Source organism: Myroides odoratimimus, from assembly GCF_004337635.1.
Lineage (GTDB): Bacteria > Bacteroidota > Bacteroidia > Flavobacteriales > Flavobacteriaceae > Flavobacterium > Flavobacterium odoratimimum.
Window position 1 is genome coordinate 2,341,723 of sequence record NZ_CP037427.1, and the last position, 20,291, is coordinate 2,362,013.

At 33.9% G+C, this 20,291-nt stretch carries 8 protein-coding genes, 2 tRNA genes and 1 rRNA gene; 10 read left to right on the plus strand and 1 reads right to left on the minus strand.

From position 1 onward, the window contains the following. The first annotated feature begins 528 nt into the window (after window positions 1-528). The 6 genes from E0Z07_RS10675 (at window position 529) to E0Z07_RS10700 (ending at window position 12,677) form a co-directional block, all read left to right on the plus strand. A complete protein-coding gene (locus tag E0Z07_RS10675) occupies window positions 529-1,656 on the plus strand; it encodes a hypothetical protein (RefSeq protein WP_006263164.1) in 1,128 nt (375 codons plus the stop codon). A gap of 44 nt (window positions 1,657-1,700) precedes the next feature. Then, a complete protein-coding gene (locus E0Z07_RS10680) occupies window positions 1,701-4,943 on the plus strand; it encodes a hypothetical protein (protein ID WP_039329078.1) in 3,243 nt (1,080 codons plus the stop codon). 13 nt (window positions 4,944-4,956) lie between these two features. Beyond that, a complete protein-coding gene (locus tag E0Z07_RS10685; protein ID WP_039329080.1) occupies window positions 4,957-5,496 on the plus strand; it encodes a hypothetical protein in 540 nt (179 codons plus the stop codon). A gap of 530 nt (window positions 5,497-6,026) precedes the next feature. After that, complete coding sequence (locus E0Z07_RS10690) at window positions 6,027-7,451, plus strand: hypothetical protein (RefSeq protein ID WP_006266687.1); 1,425 nt, start codon at window positions 6,027-6,029, stop codon at window positions 7,449-7,451. A 21-nt stretch (window positions 7,452-7,472) separates the two neighbouring features. Next, window positions 7,473-10,001, plus strand: coding sequence for a hypothetical protein (locus tag E0Z07_RS10695; protein WP_006256709.1), 2,529 nt, complete (start codon window positions 7,473-7,475; stop codon window positions 9,999-10,001). A gap of 69 nt (window positions 10,002-10,070) precedes the next feature. After that, window positions 10,071-12,677, plus strand: a complete 2,607-nt coding sequence (locus E0Z07_RS10700) for a hypothetical protein (protein WP_131540730.1) — start codon at window positions 10,071-10,073, stop codon at window positions 12,675-12,677. Between the two features lie 124 nt (window positions 12,678-12,801). Here the strand turns inward: E0Z07_RS10700 and E0Z07_RS10705 are convergent, their stop codons facing one another. After that, window positions 12,802-14,928 carry a M3 family metallopeptidase gene (locus tag E0Z07_RS10705; protein WP_039329083.1) on the minus strand — a complete coding sequence of 709 codons (2,127 nt, stop codon included), beginning with the start codon at window positions 14,926-14,928 and terminating at the stop codon, window positions 12,802-12,804. A gap of 313 nt (window positions 14,929-15,241) precedes the next feature. Between E0Z07_RS10705 and E0Z07_RS10710 the strand changes: the two genes are divergently transcribed. The 4 genes from E0Z07_RS10710 (at window position 15,242) to E0Z07_RS10725 (ending at window position 20,145) form a co-directional block, all read left to right on the plus strand. Beyond that, window positions 15,242-17,233 (plus strand): S8 family peptidase, encoded by a 1,992-nt coding sequence (locus E0Z07_RS10710; RefSeq protein ID WP_039329085.1) that lies wholly within the window; start codon window positions 15,242-15,244, stop codon window positions 17,231-17,233. Between the two features lie 1,073 nt (window positions 17,234-18,306). Beyond that, window positions 18,307-19,824 (plus strand): 16S ribosomal RNA (locus E0Z07_RS10715). 82 nt (window positions 19,825-19,906) lie between these two features. After that, window positions 19,907-19,980, plus strand: a tRNA-Ile gene (locus E0Z07_RS10720). Window positions 19,981-20,071: 91 nt separating this feature from the next. Beyond that, window positions 20,072-20,145: transfer RNA gene (locus E0Z07_RS10725), tRNA-Ala, on the plus strand. Window positions 20,146-20,291: the final 146 nt, after the last annotated feature.

The window sequence follows — 20,291 nt, forward strand, 5'->3', positions numbered from 1 at the left end:
TATAAAGGAAGTAAGGAAAGAGGAGAACATTTTTTCCTATAAGTCTTATCAATCTGTTTAGCATCTTATTTTCAACAAAGTATATAAAATACTTTTTGAAGTGAGAATGAATCCTAATTTTTCAATTGAAGGGCGATAAATATGATTTTTGAGAAAAAAACTATAAGAATAAAATATTTTTGTTATAGAATTTTTAATTCTAATCAAGGCCTTGTTTAATGTGTATATATAATAATTACAGTTTTATAGGTTTTTTATATTGATAAAAAGTTGTAATTAATGTGTTTAATTTATCATTTATGTTGAATATACTATATGGGTATAAGAATTTTTAATAATATGTTTAAGTGTTGAGTGTTTATAAATTTTACCACTGTTGTTTTTTATTTTGTTTTTGTTAATACTTGCTTTGTTTCGTTGTTTTTTATATAAAAAATAAATTTGTATAGTGTAATGTATTTAAAATTGTGTTAATATTTGTATTTTTGATAGAATATTTAGATTGTAATTAATAAAAAACACAATATAATGAAAACACCACATTTGCTAATTTTAATAATATTCACACTTGGAATAGGAGCGTATGGTCAAACTGGTATTGGAACTCAAATTCCAAGTAGTTCTTCTGAGTTAGAGATTAAGTCTAAAGATAAAGGAGTTCTAATTCCACGTCTTGAATTAAAAAATACTAAAGATAAGTCTACTATTGTTGGAACAGAGTATCCTGAAAGTTTGATGATTTATCATACGGGAACTAAAGCTATGTTAGCGGGATACTATTTTTGGGCTGAGAATCATTGGAATGCCTTAGTTTCTAATACTACTTTACAGCACTATATCAAAGAAATTGCGGATCCGAATAGTGTTACGGTTACATATGATGAAGGAGACTATATTTTTACATGGATTAATAAGGATACTAATATTAAAGAAACAATGAAACTTAGTGATGTTATTAAGACGTTTGAGTCTTTGACATCATTATCTACGGTGTATGATGAAGGAGAGGCTGTATTAGTATATAAACCTGAGCGAGGTATTGAAAATAACGTGAAGCTGACAGAGCTTTTAAAAGGAAGTACTGTGTTTACGGAATATATAGAGAGTTTTGTTCCGTCTGCTGTGAAAGAAACAGTTACGAATGTAACTCGTTATAATAAAGAAGGAGTAGAAGAGAATATTGCAAATGTACCTAATGCAGGTATGATTTATTATAAATATATAAATGAGAGTTCTATTCCAGAATATATTACCGTATCTCAGGATGTGAGTAACGATTTTAAGACTATTGTTAATCAAGCTGAAAATACAGAGCATATAAAAAATATTGCAAAAACAGTAAAAGGGAATGATAATTTTTATTCGACTGTTAAAGAGGAGATTATAGGGAAATGGGATGAAAAAGATGTGATGCGATATATAGTGAAGTTAAATAAAGCTACTTCTTTTACCTCTGTTGAGTTACCAAAAGTAATTTCAGGCCTAGTAGTAGATGCTAAATTGATTAATGAGAGTAGTAATTCGATGACAAGAGGAGTGATTAGCAAACAAGTCAGTGGGACAAAGACAGTTTTGGCTATTGGTACTGCGGGGACTATTATTCAGAATAACCCAGCTGGTAACTATTATGTAATTGTTGAATATATAAAGGAGTAAAAGGGATTTTATCTTTTTTATTTTAATTGTTTAAACTACAGGATATGTATAGATATTTATATAAGATTTTAGCCCTTTTATTTTTAGGATTGACGAGTATGCCTTTATTTGCTCAAAGAGAATATCCTGGAGGAGTAGGGAATGTACAGCTTTGGTTAAAACCAGATAATAGAGTTAAAATGTATTCTTCTACTGAAGTTGATGAATGGGCAAATGCACCTGTAACTACTGATAGTCATTTGAATATGACTTTTAGTGCTGTAAGTCAGGCAGGAAAGCAAAGGCCTACTTTATTAAAGGGAAGTTACAAAATGAATTTTAATAATGCATTGGTGTTTAATGGTAGCCAATTTTTAGCTACACCTCTTGGTATTAGTGGATTTGTTGATGGACTGACTGTTTTTGGTGTATATATTGCGGAAAAAGGAAAGAATGAGAAAAGGATGTACTATATGGGATTTGGTAGTACTGATCCTTCATCTAAATCTACAAGAAGACCTTCTATTGGATTCAGTCCAAAAGAAACGGGGGGACGTGTACGTCTTACTAGTGCTAGAGATGGACATGGTGGATATGAGATTAATACAACAGCTCTACAGACTACTTATGTGCCAGAAGGAGCAACTAATTATGTGACTTTCAGGTTCAGTGGAACAGAATATTCATTAGATAGTAAAGGAAATAAATTAACAGGAGCAGCTAAGGGGGCTTTAAAACCAGATGAAGGAGTTATTATTGGAGGAGCGAGTTTGACTTCAGGGTTCTTTATGGGACAAATAGGAGAAATTATTGTTTACAATCGAAAGTTAAATGGAGCTGAGACAAGTAAAATTGAGAGTTATTTAGCAACTAAATATGGTATTACATTAGATAATGCAGCTTATATGTCATCTTATGGAAGTGTTTTCTGGCCATGGGGGCGAACAGGTTTAGGGTATCATAATAATGTAGCAGGTATTTTTAGAGATGATGCTAATACGAGTATTTCTGTATCTCGTTCTACTGCTTCAGGGGCAGCTTTGACAGTAAATACTATAGGAACAGAGTTTGAAGTTGGACTTGGGGTAATTCAAGAGGAACCATTAAATAGAGATAATGCTGCAATCTACTGGGGAACTAATATTGGTCAAGGATATACTTCTACTAAAGTAAATGATCATGGATGTGGATATAGTGAGATATTAGATGATAAATTTTGGTTATTTAGGAAGACTAATTTAGGAAGTACTATAGTAGAAGTGAGGGCAGGTGGAGAAGATTTTCCTTATAGTGGTCAAGGGTATGATGTGAAAATGTTGGTAGCTAAAACAGAAGCTGATGCTAGAAATCAAAATTGGTTAGCTGTTATTCCTGGACAATACATAGGAGGGGAGCTTGATGAGCATTTGTTCAGATTGCCAATTAATAGAGACGAATTATATATAACTTTTGGAGCAGATGCAGCCGTGGCACAATGTAATGCTTGTACTACAAACGAAACAGGATTGTTTAATTTTAGTTCTCGCCAATGGACTGCTGGATTAAAAAGTGTGTCAAATTTAACAGTGTCGAATGGATTGAGATTTGATGTTACTTATAAGACCTATAGTAATGGTAAGGAAACCCCTTCTATGCAAGCGTCAAAATATCCAAGAGTGTCTAATGGAACTCTTTTAGAGTCTAAATTTAGAGGGGTAAGAGGAAGTGATGATAACTATTCGATTACAAATATTACATTTAAGGATGGGGCTACTTTTGCTAAATTTAAAATTTATGGAATAGATAAAACTAGTACAAGTACCGATATGGTAGAGGTAATAGGGTATTGTGGTAATACGACTTATAGAGGTGTGATTTCGAGTAGTTCTAATAGTAGTAAAAAGACTTTCTCTATTGGTGGAGGTATTGTCACAGGATTAAAACGGTCTAGTATTTCGAATAAAAATGGGGCAGCAGTTGTTACTTTTCCGCATGAGGTGACAAGAATAGAAATAAAGCATAAAATTCATTATAGAACTAAGTCAAGAGGATATCAAGGAATTGCAATTGGAGATTTTGAGTTAAATTGTCCAAGACCTGCATCTCCTAATCCAGATGGGATAGAGTTTACATTACAAGCACCAGCAAAGGTAGTTTCATGTAGTGGTTTTGAGTATACATTTAAAGTGTGGAATTATTCATGTGAACCCCGTTATGTTAAGATTGAGGATGAATTACCTGAAGGAATGTTTTGGGTTGATGGAGGGTTGATGTCTACAGAAGGTGCTTTTAATGATGCAATTTTCAATAATTATGAAGGAACCAGAAAGCTAGAGATAGATAAGGTTAAATTAGACCCTATGACTTTTACTACAATTACAGCAAGGGTACGTTTTAAAGACGATGCAGTAGCAAAAGTCTACGAAAATAGAGGACAATTGACATATACAAGTCTTAATGAGAATAAGGTACTGACTATAGAGAGTTGTGATTACAATAATTTTACATCGTGTACATCTACTAAAGTTGAAATGATTTATCAGCCTAGAGTATTATCTCCTGAAATAAGTATTGAGCCTGTTTTGAATAAATGTTATAAAGAAAATGGCATTATTACAATTAAGGCTAAAGTAAAAAACCCAAATCCAACTGTTACATTTGCTGATTTGAGAATTATGTTTTTGTATCATGAAGACTTTAGGTTTAATAAATTCCAATCTAATCTGGGACAAGGAATGATAGAAAGTGAAGAAGGAATGCACATTGTCGAAGGCTTAAATATTAATGGAGGAAGCACCTTAGAATTAACATATGAGTTACAGGCATTAGATTTCTTAGCAATAATAGAAGCCGCAACAGGAAATAAATACACTAAACCTAGTGAAGTCCCTGATGCAGATATTGCTCAAGTGGTTGATTTTGGAGCAAGTATAGAGTTAATAGGAAATTCTGAGGATGTATGTATTAATTCGAGCTTGGATGATGCGTATACTGTATTAGATCCAACAATTCCATTCTGTGGAGGTAGTTTAATTTGTTATTATCCAGGAGTAGAAGGTAGTATAGTAAAGAAAAATGCTGATTTTGTTATCATGACTAGTTTAGATCGTAGTAATGGAGAGCTTTTAGCAGAAGATGGTATAAATGCAATTCTTTATTTAGAATCTAAATCTAAAGGATTTGTTCTTACTCGATTAACTGATACACAGATTAAGGCGTTTTCAAACCCTATAGCAGGGATGATGGTTTATGATACAACTAATAAGTGTATGAAGTTGTACAATGGTAAAATATGGGCTTGTATAGTGCAATCATGCCCTGACAATTAAAAACAAGAAGAAAATGAAAAATAAGATTTTTTTTAGTTATATTTTGTTTTGTGTGGGTATTATCCCTTTATCTGCATGGAGCCAACAAATAAATATTGGGAGTAAAGATTATTTTTTATCTCCAAACTCTATACTAGAGTTTCCTGATGATGATACCCGAGGTATAGTTTTACCTAAGATTAATAGAGCTCTTGCGACTAGTGCAGTGGAAGGCACATTAATTTACGATGTGGTAGATAAAAAAATTAAGTACTCTAATGGTATAAATCAATGGGTAGATTTATCGATTAATACAGGTGAGGTAAATATAATAGCCCAAGATAAATTAACTGAAATAGCAAGTGCTAATATTTTAATAGGAAATGACCCTTCTGTGGCCATAGATGGAGTTCTTGTATTAGATAGCCCAAGTAAAGCATTGGTTTTACCTAGAGTAGAAAGCCCACATTTAAACATAGTTTCTCCACCAACAGGTACGATAGTTTATGATACAAAATCAAATATGATGTGTGTTTTTAATGGTAAAGAGTGGGCTTTTTGGGCAGCAGAGTAATCTGTCAGTGAAAGATAGTATTGTTTAAATTCTGATTATTTTGATTGACGAGACACGAAAGTGTGATTTTTTATAACACAATTTTGAGAAGAGTTACCTTGTGATGAGGTGACTCTTCTTTTTTATGTAAGTTTTAAAATTATAAAAGTATATAAGAAGGGGGGATTATGCTAAATAAGAAGAAGTGAAAAAGTAAATAATACTATTTGTTTGCGAGAGGTGTTTTATTGTAAAAGAATGAAAACTACAGTTTTTTGATCTGCTAAAAAATATTTTTTTTAGATGTATTTATTGTTTTATTGTAAAAATGTTGATTTTAATTATTAATTTTTTCGTTATTTTTTTAACTATTTATCAGTTTTTTTATTAAAAAAAAATAATTTTTATTGATTGTTTTTTCATTTGTTCTGTGTATTAATTTTTATTTATATAAAAATATATATTTGTTATTGTTTTTTATGTTTTTTGTTCGTAATTGTTTGTAATTTTATACAAAACAATTAACATTTAACCATAAAAAATACAATAAAATGAAAAAGCCGAATTTTCTTATTATGATAATTTTTACACTAGTTAGTAGTGTGTATGGTCAGACTGGAATAGGAACCCATTTGCCCAATAGCTCATCTGAATTAGAAATTTATTCTAATAATAAAGGAGTTTTGATCCCGCGTATTGAATTAAAAAACAGTACAGATAAGTTGACAATAGTAGGAACAGACTATCCAGATAGTCTAATAGTATATCATACAGGTACTAAAGATATGTTGGCAGGTTTTTATTTCTGGAGTGGAGATAAATGGAATACTCTTGTTTCTAATACAACTTTGAATCACTACATAAAGGAGATAGCTGATCCGAATAGTGTGAAAATTATTGAGGATAAAGGTGATTATATCTTTACCTGGATTAATAAAGATACCAATGAAGAAGAAACAATGAAACTTAGTGAGGTTATTAGGAAATTTGAGACCTTAACTACTTTGACTCCTGAAGAGATAACAATGTATGTTTATTTAGAACAAAATCCTGTTACTGGTGAAATGATGGAGGTGCATGTAGATAAAGAAAAAGAAATAGATCCTAATGCTCCTGTTGTACCTTCTTTATTAAGAACCTATAAAGCAAAGAAGTTTGTATATAAAAACGAACAGGAAGATCTTGTAGATATTAAAGGGAGTGATTTGTTTGGTGGTATTGGAAGTGACGGAAGTCCTTCTGGAATAGAAACAGTTACATCATTAAAGCTAGAAGATGATTATAATAGTAAGGGGAAAGCATTAGTGTATAGTGATGAAAATAAGGATATCACAACTATTTATGTAGCTGATATTTTTACTAATTCAGAAACGTTAACTTCATTAAAAGCTGATATTAATACGAAGCAATTAATCTATACAGATGAATTAAAGAGCCCTACTTTTATTTCGTTTAATCAGATCGCTCAAGAACCTTGGTACGTTGTTAATACAACAGAACAGGCTACTAAAAATAACCAAGATATCTACATCAATGGTTGGGTAGGAATTGGGTATTCTGAAAAGTCTGATTCAGCTAAAGTACCTAATGAAAAATTGAGAATAAATGGTAGTATAACTGCTACGAATAGCTATTATGCAGACTATGTATTTGATAATTATTTTGAAGGATATTCTAATTTAAAATACGATTATAAGTTCTATGATTTAACTAGTGTAGATAGATTTATTAGAACGAATAGACATCTACCAGGTATAACTCCTATTGCAGATTTAGAGAAAACAGATCTAGGCTACTCATTTAATGTGTCTGAATTATCTATTCAGCTATTAGAAAAGACAGAAGAACTCTTTTTACATGTTATTGATCAACAAAAAGAGCTGAATAAAAAAGGATATCGCATTGAGAAGTTAGAAACTGAAATGAATGAAATGGCTAAACGCTTGCAAGCGTTAGAAGCATTATTAGTAAAATAGTAATCATTAAAAATAATATTGATGGAAATTAAAAAACTACATATCGATTCGTTTTATTCGGTTCTTTTGATTATGATTCTATTTCTTGTAAATGCTTCATTGTCTTTTGGACAAAATGATATGACGAAGTTAAAAGATGGTTCTGTTGCAGGTGTGACAAATGCTACTGCTGCTCCATATTCTATCTTAGAATTAGAAAGTGTTACGAAAGGTTTTCTATTGCCTAGAATGACCACCGTTGAAAGGGATAAAATTAATATTGACGATAAAGTAAGAGGAAATGGACTTGTTATTTATAATACAGATAATGATTGTATCAACTATTGGAGTACAACAGCAAATAAATGGCTTAGTGTATGTGGAACATTGCCTCCTGCAAAATTAACTTTAGACTGTTCTAAGGTTTATTTAAATTCGAGTGGAGCTAAAGAATTAAAACAAGGCCAAAGTTTAAGAGATACAGATGTTTTATACATTACAATTAATGTGGTAGAAACAGGATCATATAATATTAGTGCAGTAACAACAAATGGGTATTCTTTTAGTAAATCAGGAATATTCGAAACAAAAGGAGTTTATTCAATTGCATTAGAAGGATTTGGAACCCCATTAGAACCAAATGAAACACCAGGAGATCTAGTTACTTTTATGATAAATGGTAAGAAAGATACGACTTGTACTTCTATACGTATTAAAGTGAAATCATCTGAGTTAGATTTTAGACTTGTAGAACCTCAAACAGTTGATGTTGCTTGGTCAGCTTATAAAGGAGTTGCTTTAAATGCAAATGATAATAAAATTAAAGTTCTTGTTGATGTGACAACGGTAGGGTTCTGGAGAGTACAAAGTACAGAGACTCTAAATGGTATTAGTTTTAGCGGGTCAGGAGAGTTTACACAAGAAGGGAGAGCGGAGATATATCTATATGCGCAAGGAGTTCCAATAAATGTTGTAAATAGTACTTTTAAGTTTATTACGAATTCAAAGAATAATAAAACATCTAACGTTACAGCTGAAGTAAAAGTAGTTCCTACTAGTTTTGAATTAGTATGTAATACTAATGAAATACAAATGAGAGGAGAATATAAAGAAGATACTTTTTTAACTAAGAGTAACTCTATATTACTTCCTTTAAAAGTATTAGCGCCTGGTATAGTTGATATAGAATTAAATGGAATAATAAAAGGAACAACAGATACTCCTGTGAAATTTGTTGCACCAAGTACAACTTTGACTTTTAATGGATCTGATAATGTACAGTATGTGACCTTATATCCAGAGATGCAAAATGGACAATATGTGAAGATTCCTGTAAAAGCAAAAACTATTGAGTTTACTACTATAACACCTAATTCAGGGGGAGCTTTCTGTTCTTCTTTTCCAGTTATAAATGTAGTGGAACGTTCTAAGAATTATACATTCGATTGTTCTAGTGCTTTTGCTTTTTCAAATGGATCTACTAGTAGAAATAACAATTTTTTGGTAAATACTCCTTTACAAGCAGGTAAACATGGTATTGAAGTAAGTGTAAATGTAGGGTATGCAGAGAATTATACAATTAAAACAAATACTGTTAATGGTGTTTATTTTACAAAAACAGGTGTTTTTACTGATTCGGATAGAATGAAAGGAAAAGCAACAGTGACTTTAGATCCAGTTGGGATATTTACTACAGGAGGACTGACAGTGTTTAATCTTATAGCAGAAGGATTAGATTCTAATTCGTCTCTGTGCTCTGTAGTTGCACAAGTAAAAGCACACGATATAGTAGTATTGTCTTTAGGTGGAACAAATTACGGTGCCAATAGTAGTACTGTTTATGCTGGAGGAGCAATTCTTAAGAGTAGTACTAATTTTGGCCCAATGGGAACAGTAAAAGTGAATTCGGTGAGAGTATTAAGTACTAATGCTCAAGGAGCTGACCTGGATAGATTCATTGCTTCCAATAATGTGGATATTATTATCAATGTAATAGGATATAATTTTACTAGAACAGAAACACAAGATGTATTAGTTGCATTTGTACGTGATAAGAAAGGAGTATTAATCATTGGAGATGAGAGTACACCTAGAACATATACTAAGAATGTTATAGAAAGGTTAGCTGGTTTAACAGTAGGAGGTAGTAGTATAAGTGTGTCTAATAATTATACTATGCTGAATCCTGTGTTGTCTTCTGCAAATAACGAATCGATTATAAAAGGGCCTTTTGGAGATTTATCTGGTAAGGTGATGGGGAATGATGCACATAATGGATGGTATTACTCTAATTTGCCAAATAGTTATGTTCCTTTAGTTTCAAAACAAGGAGATGTTAATTCTATTTGGGCTATGAAACATCGTGATTTAGGGTTTGTGTTTGTTGGAGATGGCGGATGGTTTATAGGGAAGAAAGATTATAAGAATCTATCTATATTCCCTTCTAATTTTGATAGTCAAGGTGTTCCTAAACCAAAGAATTATGCAGATAATGGTGTTGTTTATAATGCTGTTTTATATGCTAATACATTGGCTTGGGCCATTGATTATGTTATTGAACATAAAAAGTAATCCTTGTTAATAAAAATTATAAACTAGGGAAGAATAGATTCCCTAGTTTTTATCAAAAAAATGAAGTTTATGATACAACATATAAGTTTAAATAAAAGCATCAGAACTGTACTGTTGATTCTCCTTTTCTATGTGTTAGGCCCAACTCAGATAAGTGTAGCACAGGTATTGACAGAAAAAGGTACCCAAATATCAGATGATTCTTCTTCTGATGCGTTAAATCCATTGAATTTTAGCCTTTTAGAATTAAATTCTAAAGAAAAAGGTTTTTTATTGCCTCGTATGTCTACAACAGAACGTATGCGGATTCCTAGTCATGAATTACTAGGCGGAATGGTTATTTATAATACAACAATAGAGTGTGTTGAATTTTATAACACAAGTCGTCAACAATGGATGAATGTCTGTGGGGATGTTGGTCCTGCAACATTTATTATACCTGATGATAAGTGTAGAGCAATAAAGATTACAGGAGACTATATTGAAGGTGTGTTTTTAGATTCTAGAAAAAATGTTATTACAGTCGATGTTAGTGTTAGTATACCAGGATCTTATGAAATTCAGGCTATTGCTTATGATAATACGGGGAAGGAGAATGGTTATAGCTTTTTAGCTAGTGGTATTTTTCCTCAAAAAGGCGATTATACTTTAGTTTTAAAAGGAAATGGAACTCCTGTAAAAGGATATGAACGTACTAATGGGGTTTCTGGTGAAAAGGATACAATTAAGTTCTTTCTGAATAAGAAACTAGCAACCTGCACACTTAGTAATGAAGTAGAGAAAAGAGCGTTGACTTATGATATAATTAAAGTAGAGCAGATTGGTAACTTTTATACGGGAGTAGATTTAAATGACGTTAAAACTACGGGGAAAATGCGTGTTACTATTAATAATATTTCTCAAGGTGGAGTTGTAACAATTACCACCCCTACTGTTAACGGGATTTACTTTAAGAAAACAAGAACATTGACATCTCAAGAAGTTAGTAGTAAAACGGCTATTATTGAATTGGATGGTTATGGTACTCCTACGTGGCCTATGCAAACTGATTTGGATTTTATTAGTAATTCTTATGTAAAAGTAGAACAAGGTGAAACACCAAGTGTATATCCATATTTTGCAGTAATTTCGAAGGTTGAGGTTATTATTGATTGTACTAAAGTGACCTCTGTTGGAGAGTTTTTAAAGAATGAACCATTAACTACTTCTCATAAAATTATGGTACCTGTTAAGGTTATCGCCACAGGGAGAGGAAAAGTAAGAGGTGTAATTGAAATTAGTTCAACTCAGACACAAAAGATAGAGTTTGAATCTGATATAGTTGACTTTAAGTTTAATGTTGCTACGAATGATATTCAGATGGTAGAGATGAGACCGATTGTTAATACAGGAAAACCTACGGTAGGCGGGACTACTTTACCTATGGTTATACAAATGTCTTCTCAAGGTATAAAAGAATATAATCCAACTGCAAGTAATGAGAATATTGTTAGTGCTAGTTGTGTATATAACTTACCTGTCAAATCTAAAGAAGCAGTGTTGAAAATTTATTGTTTTCCGGGCAATCAACAAGTATTCGGTAAGTATAGAGCTGGTACACCACTTAATGCCTCAAATTATGTTACTATAATAATGGAGGTTGTGGAACCTGGCGAATATCATATTGTGACGAATACTGTTGATGGTATTTACTTTGAAGCAAAAGGAGTTTTTACAAAGAAGGAGATTTTTATAGATGATACAGCTTTTGTATTATATGGAAAAGGAACACCAACAAATAATGATAAGAAGACTATGATACTTAATATGCCAACAAGTGTAGGAGCTTCTACTTGTAGTTTTGATGTAACATTAGCATTGTCTTCAAAGAAAATGTTGACTTACTCGAATAAAACTAGTTATGGTTACGGTTTTGATAGAGGACATTCTAAGGCTTTTATAGATAGTCCAAATAATTTTGGATCTTTACCTACTAGCACAGTAGCTATGGAGGGAAGTATTACAGTGATCGTTAATAATGATTCGACGATTAATAATGTTGCCTCTGAAATAAATACTTCTAACCCAGCTTTAATCAGTATAGGTTATAATACAAGAATGAATGAGACTGCAGCCATAGCAATAGCAAACTATGTTAGGTCAGGAGGGGCTCTTTTAGCAGTAACAGATGCAAATGATAATGCAAGTACTTATTATTTATTGAATGCTGTATTAGGCACAACTAATATTAGTGCTGTAAATATAGGTACTCGTTCAGGAACTATTTGTTCTATTCTTAATGTTGATGATCCAGTTTTAAATGGACCATTTGGGGATATTCGCAATAAAAAATTAGGAGATGATGCTACAACAGGTATAGCTATAGAACCAAACTCTTTAGGAAGAGCAATAAATGATATAGAAGTACTGTCTAGAGATTCGAATGGTAATATTTTTGCATTTAGGCACAAAGAACTTAATTTTGTGTGGGCAGGAGATGGTGGTTTTAACTCACAGAGTGGAACTAGCGGAGCTATGAGAAGTGATAATATTTGTCCTTTTTTAGTAGATAGTAATAATAGACCTATAGGTAAGTCAGGATATGGAAGAACCCCTTCTTTAACGAATCAGACAGTTTATAATTCACAATTTACAGCGAATGCTTTAGCTTGGCTGTTTAGTGTTACAACAAAATAACTTTTATTTACTTTATATAGCTTATCACTACGTTATCAGTGAAAAGTTTTTAAGATAGAAATATTAGTTCAGTAGTAAATGTATAAAAAAACCCTCCAGCTGGAGGGTTTTTATTCTATTTCAATTACTTCTTCGTAAAACCAGAGTACTTTAATAAAGCATCTATTGTAGGGTTTTTACCTCTAAAGTCTTTGTATAATTTGTCTAATGGAACAGAGTTTCCTTTAGATAAGATTTTATCTCTAAAGATTTGACCATTCTCACGAGTCATACCACCGTTTTGTTCTAACCAATCATAAGCGTCGAAGTCTAACATTTCTGACCACTTGTATGAATAGTATCCAGCAGCATATCCACCTCCGAAGATGTGGCTAAAGTAAGTACTGCGGTATCTAGGAGGTACAGTAGGTAAGTCTAAACCATATTTAGCTAAAGCTTCTTTTTCAAAAGCAAGTACATCAGTGATATTCTTATCAGTAGACACAGTATGCCATTCCATATCTAATAGAGAAGCACCTAATAACTCAGTCATGCTATATCCTTTATTGAATGTTCCTGCATTTTTCATTTTTTGAACTAAAGCATCAGGGATTACTTCTCCTGTTTTATAGTGTTTAGCATAATTCTTTAATACAGAAGGTTCGAATGCGAAGTGCTCGTGGAATTGTGAAGGGAACTCTACGAAGTCTCGCGATACACTAGTACCTGATAGAGTAGGGTAAGTTTGATTAGCAAAGAACCCATGTAATGCATGCCCGAACTCGTGGAACATCGTGATTACATTATCTTGAGATAATAGAGTAGGTTGACCTTTCGCTGGTTTTGGGAAGTTACCTACATTGTAGATTACAGGAAGTCTGTTTAATAATTTAGACTGACCTACGATATTACTCATCCATGCACCACCGCGTTTAGAATCTCTTTGGTAGTAATCTGTGTAGAATAACCCTACCTGACTACCATCCTCATTGAAGATTTCGTATACTTTTACATCTTCTTGCCATACAGGGATATCTTTGCGTTCCTTAAAGCTTAGCCCATATAATTGCGTAGCCATATAGAACACTCCATTCTCTAATACACTATTCATCTCAAAATAAGGTTTAAGCTCATTTTGATTTAATGCATACTTTTCTTCTCTGATTTTTTCAGCATAGTAGTTCCAGTCAGCAGCTGTTAGCGTGAATGGATCAGCCTCTTTATTAATTAATGCTTGGATATCAGCCGCTTCTTCTTTAGCTGCTCCTACTGCATAAGGACTTAGGTCTTTCAGAATTTTAGTAGCATTAGTAGCATTCTGTGCCATAGAGCCTTGTAGACTCCATTCTGCATAGTTAGCGAATCCCATTAACTTAGCTTTCTCAGCACGTTTTTTCACTAGAGATAGGATAGATGCTTTGGTATCATTGTCATCTCCTTTTTCAGCTCTTACCCATGCCTGATCGAATAGTTTCTTTCTAGTTTCTTTATTGGTCAGTTTATCTAGATCTGGTTGTTGTGTAGTATTGTTTAATGCGATTACATAACTACCATCTTCTTGTTTGATGGCATTAAGCTCGTCATCAGATAATCCTGCTAATTCTTCTTTAGTGAATTTAACTCCACCTTGTTTAGTAGCTGCTAATAATTTATCCCCAAACTGATTGTTTAAAGTAGCAATGTCTTGGTTTAGTTGTTTTAATTTCTCTTTATCTTCAGGAGATAAATTAGCACCTGATTTCTCGAAGTTTTCATAATATACATTCAGTAGTCTATTCTGTTCTTCATTTAGATTCAGAGAAGCTTGATTGTCATGAAGCTTTTTAATGCGTTGGAACAAGCCATCATTTAAGTATATAGCATCTCTATGACCAGCAAACTTTGGTGCCAATTCTGAATTAATTGCTTTAAGTTCATCATTAGTATGAGCTCCTGTTAATAACCCAAATACAGAACTTACTCTATCTAGTAATTCACTAGAACGCTCTAGTGCTTCTAAAGTGTTTTCGAAAGTTGGTTCTTCTGTATTGGCTACTATTTTGTCGATAGCTTCCATTTGACGACGCATTCCTTCTAATAATGCAGGTTTGAAATCTTTGTCTTTAATTTTGTCAAAGTCTGCTGTATAGTATGGCAATGTGCTTTCGTTAAAGAAAGCATTACTTTCATTCCAATCTCCTGATGAAGCAGCTTCGTTCTTTACTTTGTCACAAGAAATAGACAAAATAGATGCCCCTGCAACTACACCAAGTACGGTCTTTTTGATTTTCATAAATATTAAGGTTACTGTTAGATTTGTCCAAATATAAAGATTTATGTGTGATTCAACGAAATCTGTCCTATACATTATACCTTATTATGAATGAATAAAATAAGGATAACCGTATGGTAATTCATCTGTATTGCCTTGTATCTAAATGTGGTGATATGTATTTAAAGAGCATAAGTTTAAGGTATATTTATATTTCTTTTTGATAAAGATTGTTTATTTTGGTTGTATTTTTATCTGCATAATAAGAGTTTTTTTAGAACACAATCATATATTTGAACTTCTAAAGAATGTAATTTTAACCACATTGGTATTGATGAAGGATATAAGAAGTATAGTATATGCTTTATTATTTAGTAGTTCACTGTTTGCTCAGAGTCCTCAATTGAGAAATGAGATAAAGAGCCAACAGGATGAACAGAAGAACAAAGAGATTATACAGCAGTTTAGCAGAGAGGTAATGTCAGATAAAGAAGCTGTCTTACGATTTCAGCAACAATATAGTGTTCCTACTAAGGGAGTTTATAAGGATGGACGTATTTATCAGTTGAGAACTGTAGATAATGAAGGAATTCCTATTTATTACGCTACTCAGAATGCGTTATCACGTAGCCTGACAGGTGTAGATAATATTTCGAAAGGAGGTAGACAGAGAGTCAATCTTCAGGGTAGAAATATGATTATAGGGCTATGGGATGGTAAGCCTGCCTTTGAGCAGCATCAAGAGTTTAAGAGTGGCGCTTCGAGCCGTGTGATTTTAAAAGATCCAGATATCAATATTGCGAAGCTTAATGGCGAAGACTTAGAACGTGCAGAACTTGGAAAAAATCATGCGACTCATGTAGCTGGTACCTTAATAGCAAGTGGTGCTTATGCTCCAGCTAAGGGATTAGCTCCTGAAGCTAGTGTATGGAGTTATGATTGGGATAATGATATAGTAGAGATGGCCTCAGCAGCCCAATCGGGTTTATTGATATCTAATCATTCTTATGGGATAGCAGCATTAGATGATTATGATAATCCACTAGTTCCTCCTACTTATTTTGGATATTATAACAAGGATGCTTATCAGTTGGATAAACTTACTTATACATATCCATATTATCAACCAGTAATTTCTGCAGGTAATGATAGGGAGTATTATGATAAAATTAATCCTACTATGAATGGTAATGATTTATTATTAGGTAATACGAATGCAAAGAATGCTGTTGTAGTAGCCGCAGTAGGTGTAGATAGCTCAGATCGTTTAAGCGTGGCTAAGTTTAGTAGTTATGGCCCAACAGGTGATTTTAGGATTAAGCCTGATATCGCTGCACCAGGAGTGAAGATTATATCTTCAGCGTACGAGTTGCCGAGATATCATAATGCTAGTCCTTCAGTAGGTGTATATAAAGAGATGAGTGGTACTTCTATGGCATCGCCAGTTGTATCAGCTATTTTGACTCTTTGGCAGCAAGGGTATTTACAACTACATGATTTTCCGATGCGTTCTGCTACGTTACGCGGACTGATGACTCATACAGCAGAATACTTAGAAGAAAAGTACCCAACGAATAAAATAGGATGGGGAATGATTAATGCAGAAAGGGGAATAGAATTCATAAAGAATGTAAATGATGACAGTGCAGTCCTAAAAGAAAGTGTTTTGCTTAATAAAAAAGATTTTCGATATAAGTTTAAATTAGATAATCCTTCAGAGAGATTGTTAGTCACATTAAGTTGGACAGATAGGGAAGCGTTGTTTGATTCGAATGAATTAAAAGGAAGCTTTAAGAATAATAAACTGATCAACGATTTAGATATTAGGTTATACAAGGATGGAGAAGAATATTTTCCTTGGTATTTAAATAAAAACAGAAGTAACCTCAATGCACTAAAAGGAGATAATGATGTCGACAATCTGGAGAGAATAGAAATTGTAAACCCTGAAGCAGGAGAATATGAAGTGGTAGTGAGCCATAAAGGCGAATTGTCGTATGGTAGACAGGACTTTAGTTTACTAATCAGCAATGGAGATTTAGAAGGAATAGAAAAGATATCAACTATTGAAGGTGTAGAGCCTGAAGATATAGTGATTTGGCCAAATCCAGTTCAAGATATCGCAAATGTCGAAGTTACAAAGGATAAAGTATTTACTATTTCAGAAGTAGAGGTTTTTGATTTAAGTAATCGTTTAGTAAAACGATTTAATTTTACAGCGACTAATCGTGCAGTGATTGACATGAGAGAATTGGAACGAGGAGTATATCTATTGAATATAAATGTTGGAGGAGAGCGTGTTAGAGCAAAAATATTAAAGAAATAAGAATCATTTTTATATTCATATACGGCCCTGGACTATATAGTCTAGGGCTTTTTTATTGTCATCATAAGTTAACCCCCTTCAAGAGCGCGACAAGACTTCTTCAATATTGGTTCAAGAAAGAGGTGCTCAGGTAGAGTAATCTTGGAGAAATGTTGAAGCAGTGTTGAAGAAGTAGGTATGAAGGCTTGCTATTACTGTGATTAGGGAGTATTTAGGTTTTAGAAATATAATACTGGTAATATACTTTACTTGCTGATATACAGTTGCTTGTGAGGATAATTGCTCAATATGAGAATAAAAAAAGTACATCTGTTTTTCTTCGAAACAAGATAATAGCCATATAATAAGGGACTTTTCTTCTAAAAAAGCATACCTATATAAGTAGATCAACTACAAAAAAGTAGATAAAACACCTTTGGGTAGGATAAAGTAACATTTAGAAATAGACAGAAAGGGCATAAGAAGGTATATTCTCAATTATTACATATATATAATAGAGTACAATATTAAATACATTCCACCATCCAACCTTACATATATATAGTATAGAGATAGTATAAGGCTATAACCTTTAAAAAAAGACAAAAAAACTTTCGATCGTAAAAGGTGGTATAATAATGAGTTATGAAATACTTTTTAAAAACATTGAAAAAAAGGCAAAGATAAGTTTGGAAGTAAGAGAAAAGATACTACTTTTGCATCCGCATTAGAGAAGTGATAACGACTCTAGAGGCAGACGATCATAAACAAAAATTGAAGCAAGAGCGACTAAAAAATAAGCTTTAAAAAATTTACAAAAATAAATTTGGATAAGTAAAAAATAAGGTAGTATCTTTGCAGTCCGCTTCAGTAAAAACGGGAGTTGAGCGAAAAAATAAAGAGAAATATTTTATAGAAAAGTTTTGCTAATTCGAAATAAGTTTTTACTTTTGCACTCGCTTTGAAAAACAAGTGAGAATAAAATAACAAGACACGTTCATAAACATATTGGATTGACAGCATACAAATAAGAGAGTAAGGCAAATCGCTAAGATTTGGAATTATACTTTTTTAATTTACGAAATTAAAAATATACGATGAAGAGTTTGATCCTGGCTCAGGATGAACGCTAGCGGCAGGCCTAACACATGCAAGTCGAGGGGTAGAAGAAGCTTGCTTTTTTGAGACCGGCGCACGGGTGAGTAACGCGTATGCAACCTACCTTATACAGGGGAATAGCCCGAAGAAATTCGGATTAATGCTCCATGGTTTATCGATATGGCATCGTATTGATAATAAAGATTTATCGGTATAAGATGGGCATGCGTATCATTAGCTAGTTGGTGTGGTAACGGCATACCAAGGCAACGATGATTAGGGGTCCTGAGAGGGAGATCCCCCACACTGGTACTGAGACACGGACCAGACTCCTACGGGAGGCAGCAGTGAGGAATATTGGTCAATGGAGGCAACTCTGAACCAGCCATGCCGCGTGCAGGATGACGGTCCTATGGATTGTAAACTGCTTTTGTACAGGAAGAAACCTCCCTACGAGTAGGGACTTGACGGTACTGTAAGAATAAGGATCGGCTAACTCCGTGCCAGCAGCCGCGGTAATACGGAGGATCCGAGCGTTATCCGGAATTATTGGGTTTAAAGGGTTCGTAGGCGGTCAGATAAGTCAGTGGTGAAATTTCTTAGCTTAACTAAGACACGGCCATTGATACTGTTTGACTTGAATAGTATGGAAGTAACTAGAATATGTAGTGTAGCGGTGAAATGCTTAGATATTACATGGAATACCAATTGCGAAGGCAGGTTACTACGTACTTATTGACGCTGATGAACGAAAGCGTGGGGAGCGAACAGGATTAGATACCCTGGTAGTCCACGCCGTAAACGATGGATACTAGCTGTTCGGTTTTCGGACTGAGTGGCTAAGCGAAAGTGATAAGTATCCCACCTGGGGAGTACGTTCGCAAGAATGAAACTCAAAGGAATTGACGGGGGCCCGCACAAGCGGTGGAGCATGTGGTTTAATTCGATGATACGCGAGGAACCTTACCAGGGCTTAAATGTAGATTGACAGATTTGGAAACAGATTTTTCTTCGGACAATTTACAAGGTGCTGCATGGTTGTCGTCAGCTCGTGCCGTGAGGTGTCAGGTTAAGTCCTATAACGAGCGCAACCCCTATTGTTAGTTACCAGCGCGTAGTGGCGGGGACTCTAGCAAGACTGCCGGTGCAAACCGTGAGGAAGGTGGGGATGACGTCAAATCATCACGGCCCTTACGTCCTGGGCTACACACGTGCTACAATGGCAAGTACAGAAAGCAGCTACCTGGCAACAGGATGCGAATCTCCAAAGCTTGTCTCAGTTCGGATTGGAGTCTGCAACTCGACTCTATGAAGCTGGAATCGCTAGTAATCGGATATCAGCCATGATCCGGTGAATACGTTCCCGGGCCTTGTACACACCGCCCGTCAAGCCATGGAAGCTGGGGGTACCTGAAGTCGGTGACCGCAAGGAGCTGCCTAGGGTAAAACTAGTAACTAGGGCTAAGTCGTAACAAGGTAGCCGTACCGGAAGGTGCGGCTGGAACACCTCCTTTCTAGAGAATAATTATAGAAGTATGATACTTTACTCTCGCTGTTAATACCAAAAAAAAAGAATAAAAGAATTAAGTAATACAGAGTCTCGTAGCTCAGCTGGTTAGAGTACTACACTGATAATGTAGGGGTCGGCAGTTCGAGTCTGCCCGGGACTACTAATTTACTAATTTGAAGGAAATACTAGAGGTTAAACTAACCGCCCAAAAGTTACTGTTAACTGTAAGCTGTTAACCAAACACTAGATATGGGGGATTAGCTCAGCTGGCTAGAGCGCCTGCCTTGCACGCAGGAGGTCATCGGTTCGACTCCGATATTCTCCACTACGGCATAAAATCAAAACTGGTTTAATTATCAGTGGCGATTCGCCACAAGTTCATTGACATATTGATAAAACTTAACTAACAAAACAGTTAGAAAGAATAAAAAAGATATAGAAATATATAGAAAGTACGATTCGAAAGAATTG

Coding starts and splice junctions, on each gene's coding strand:
- E0Z07_RS10675 (WP_006263164.1), top strand. CDS start 529: ATGAAAACACCACATTTGCTAATTTTAATAATATTCACACTTGGAATA.
- E0Z07_RS10680 (WP_039329078.1), top strand. CDS start 1,701: ATGTATAGATATTTATATAAGATTTTAGCCCTTTTATTTTTAGGATTG.
- E0Z07_RS10685 (WP_039329080.1), top strand. CDS start 4,957: ATGAAAAATAAGATTTTTTTTAGTTATATTTTGTTTTGTGTGGGTATT.
- E0Z07_RS10690 (WP_006266687.1), top strand. CDS start 6,027: ATGAAAAAGCCGAATTTTCTTATTATGATAATTTTTACACTAGTTAGT.
- E0Z07_RS10695 (WP_006256709.1), top strand. CDS start 7,473: ATGGAAATTAAAAAACTACATATCGATTCGTTTTATTCGGTTCTTTTG.
- E0Z07_RS10700 (WP_131540730.1), top strand. CDS start 10,071: ATGATACAACATATAAGTTTAAATAAAAGCATCAGAACTGTACTGTTG.
- E0Z07_RS10705 (WP_039329083.1), bottom strand. CDS start 14,928: ATGAAAATCAAAAAGACCGTACTTGGTGTAGTTGCAGGGGCATCTATT.
- E0Z07_RS10710 (WP_039329085.1), top strand. CDS start 15,242: ATGAAGGATATAAGAAGTATAGTATATGCTTTATTATTTAGTAGTTCA.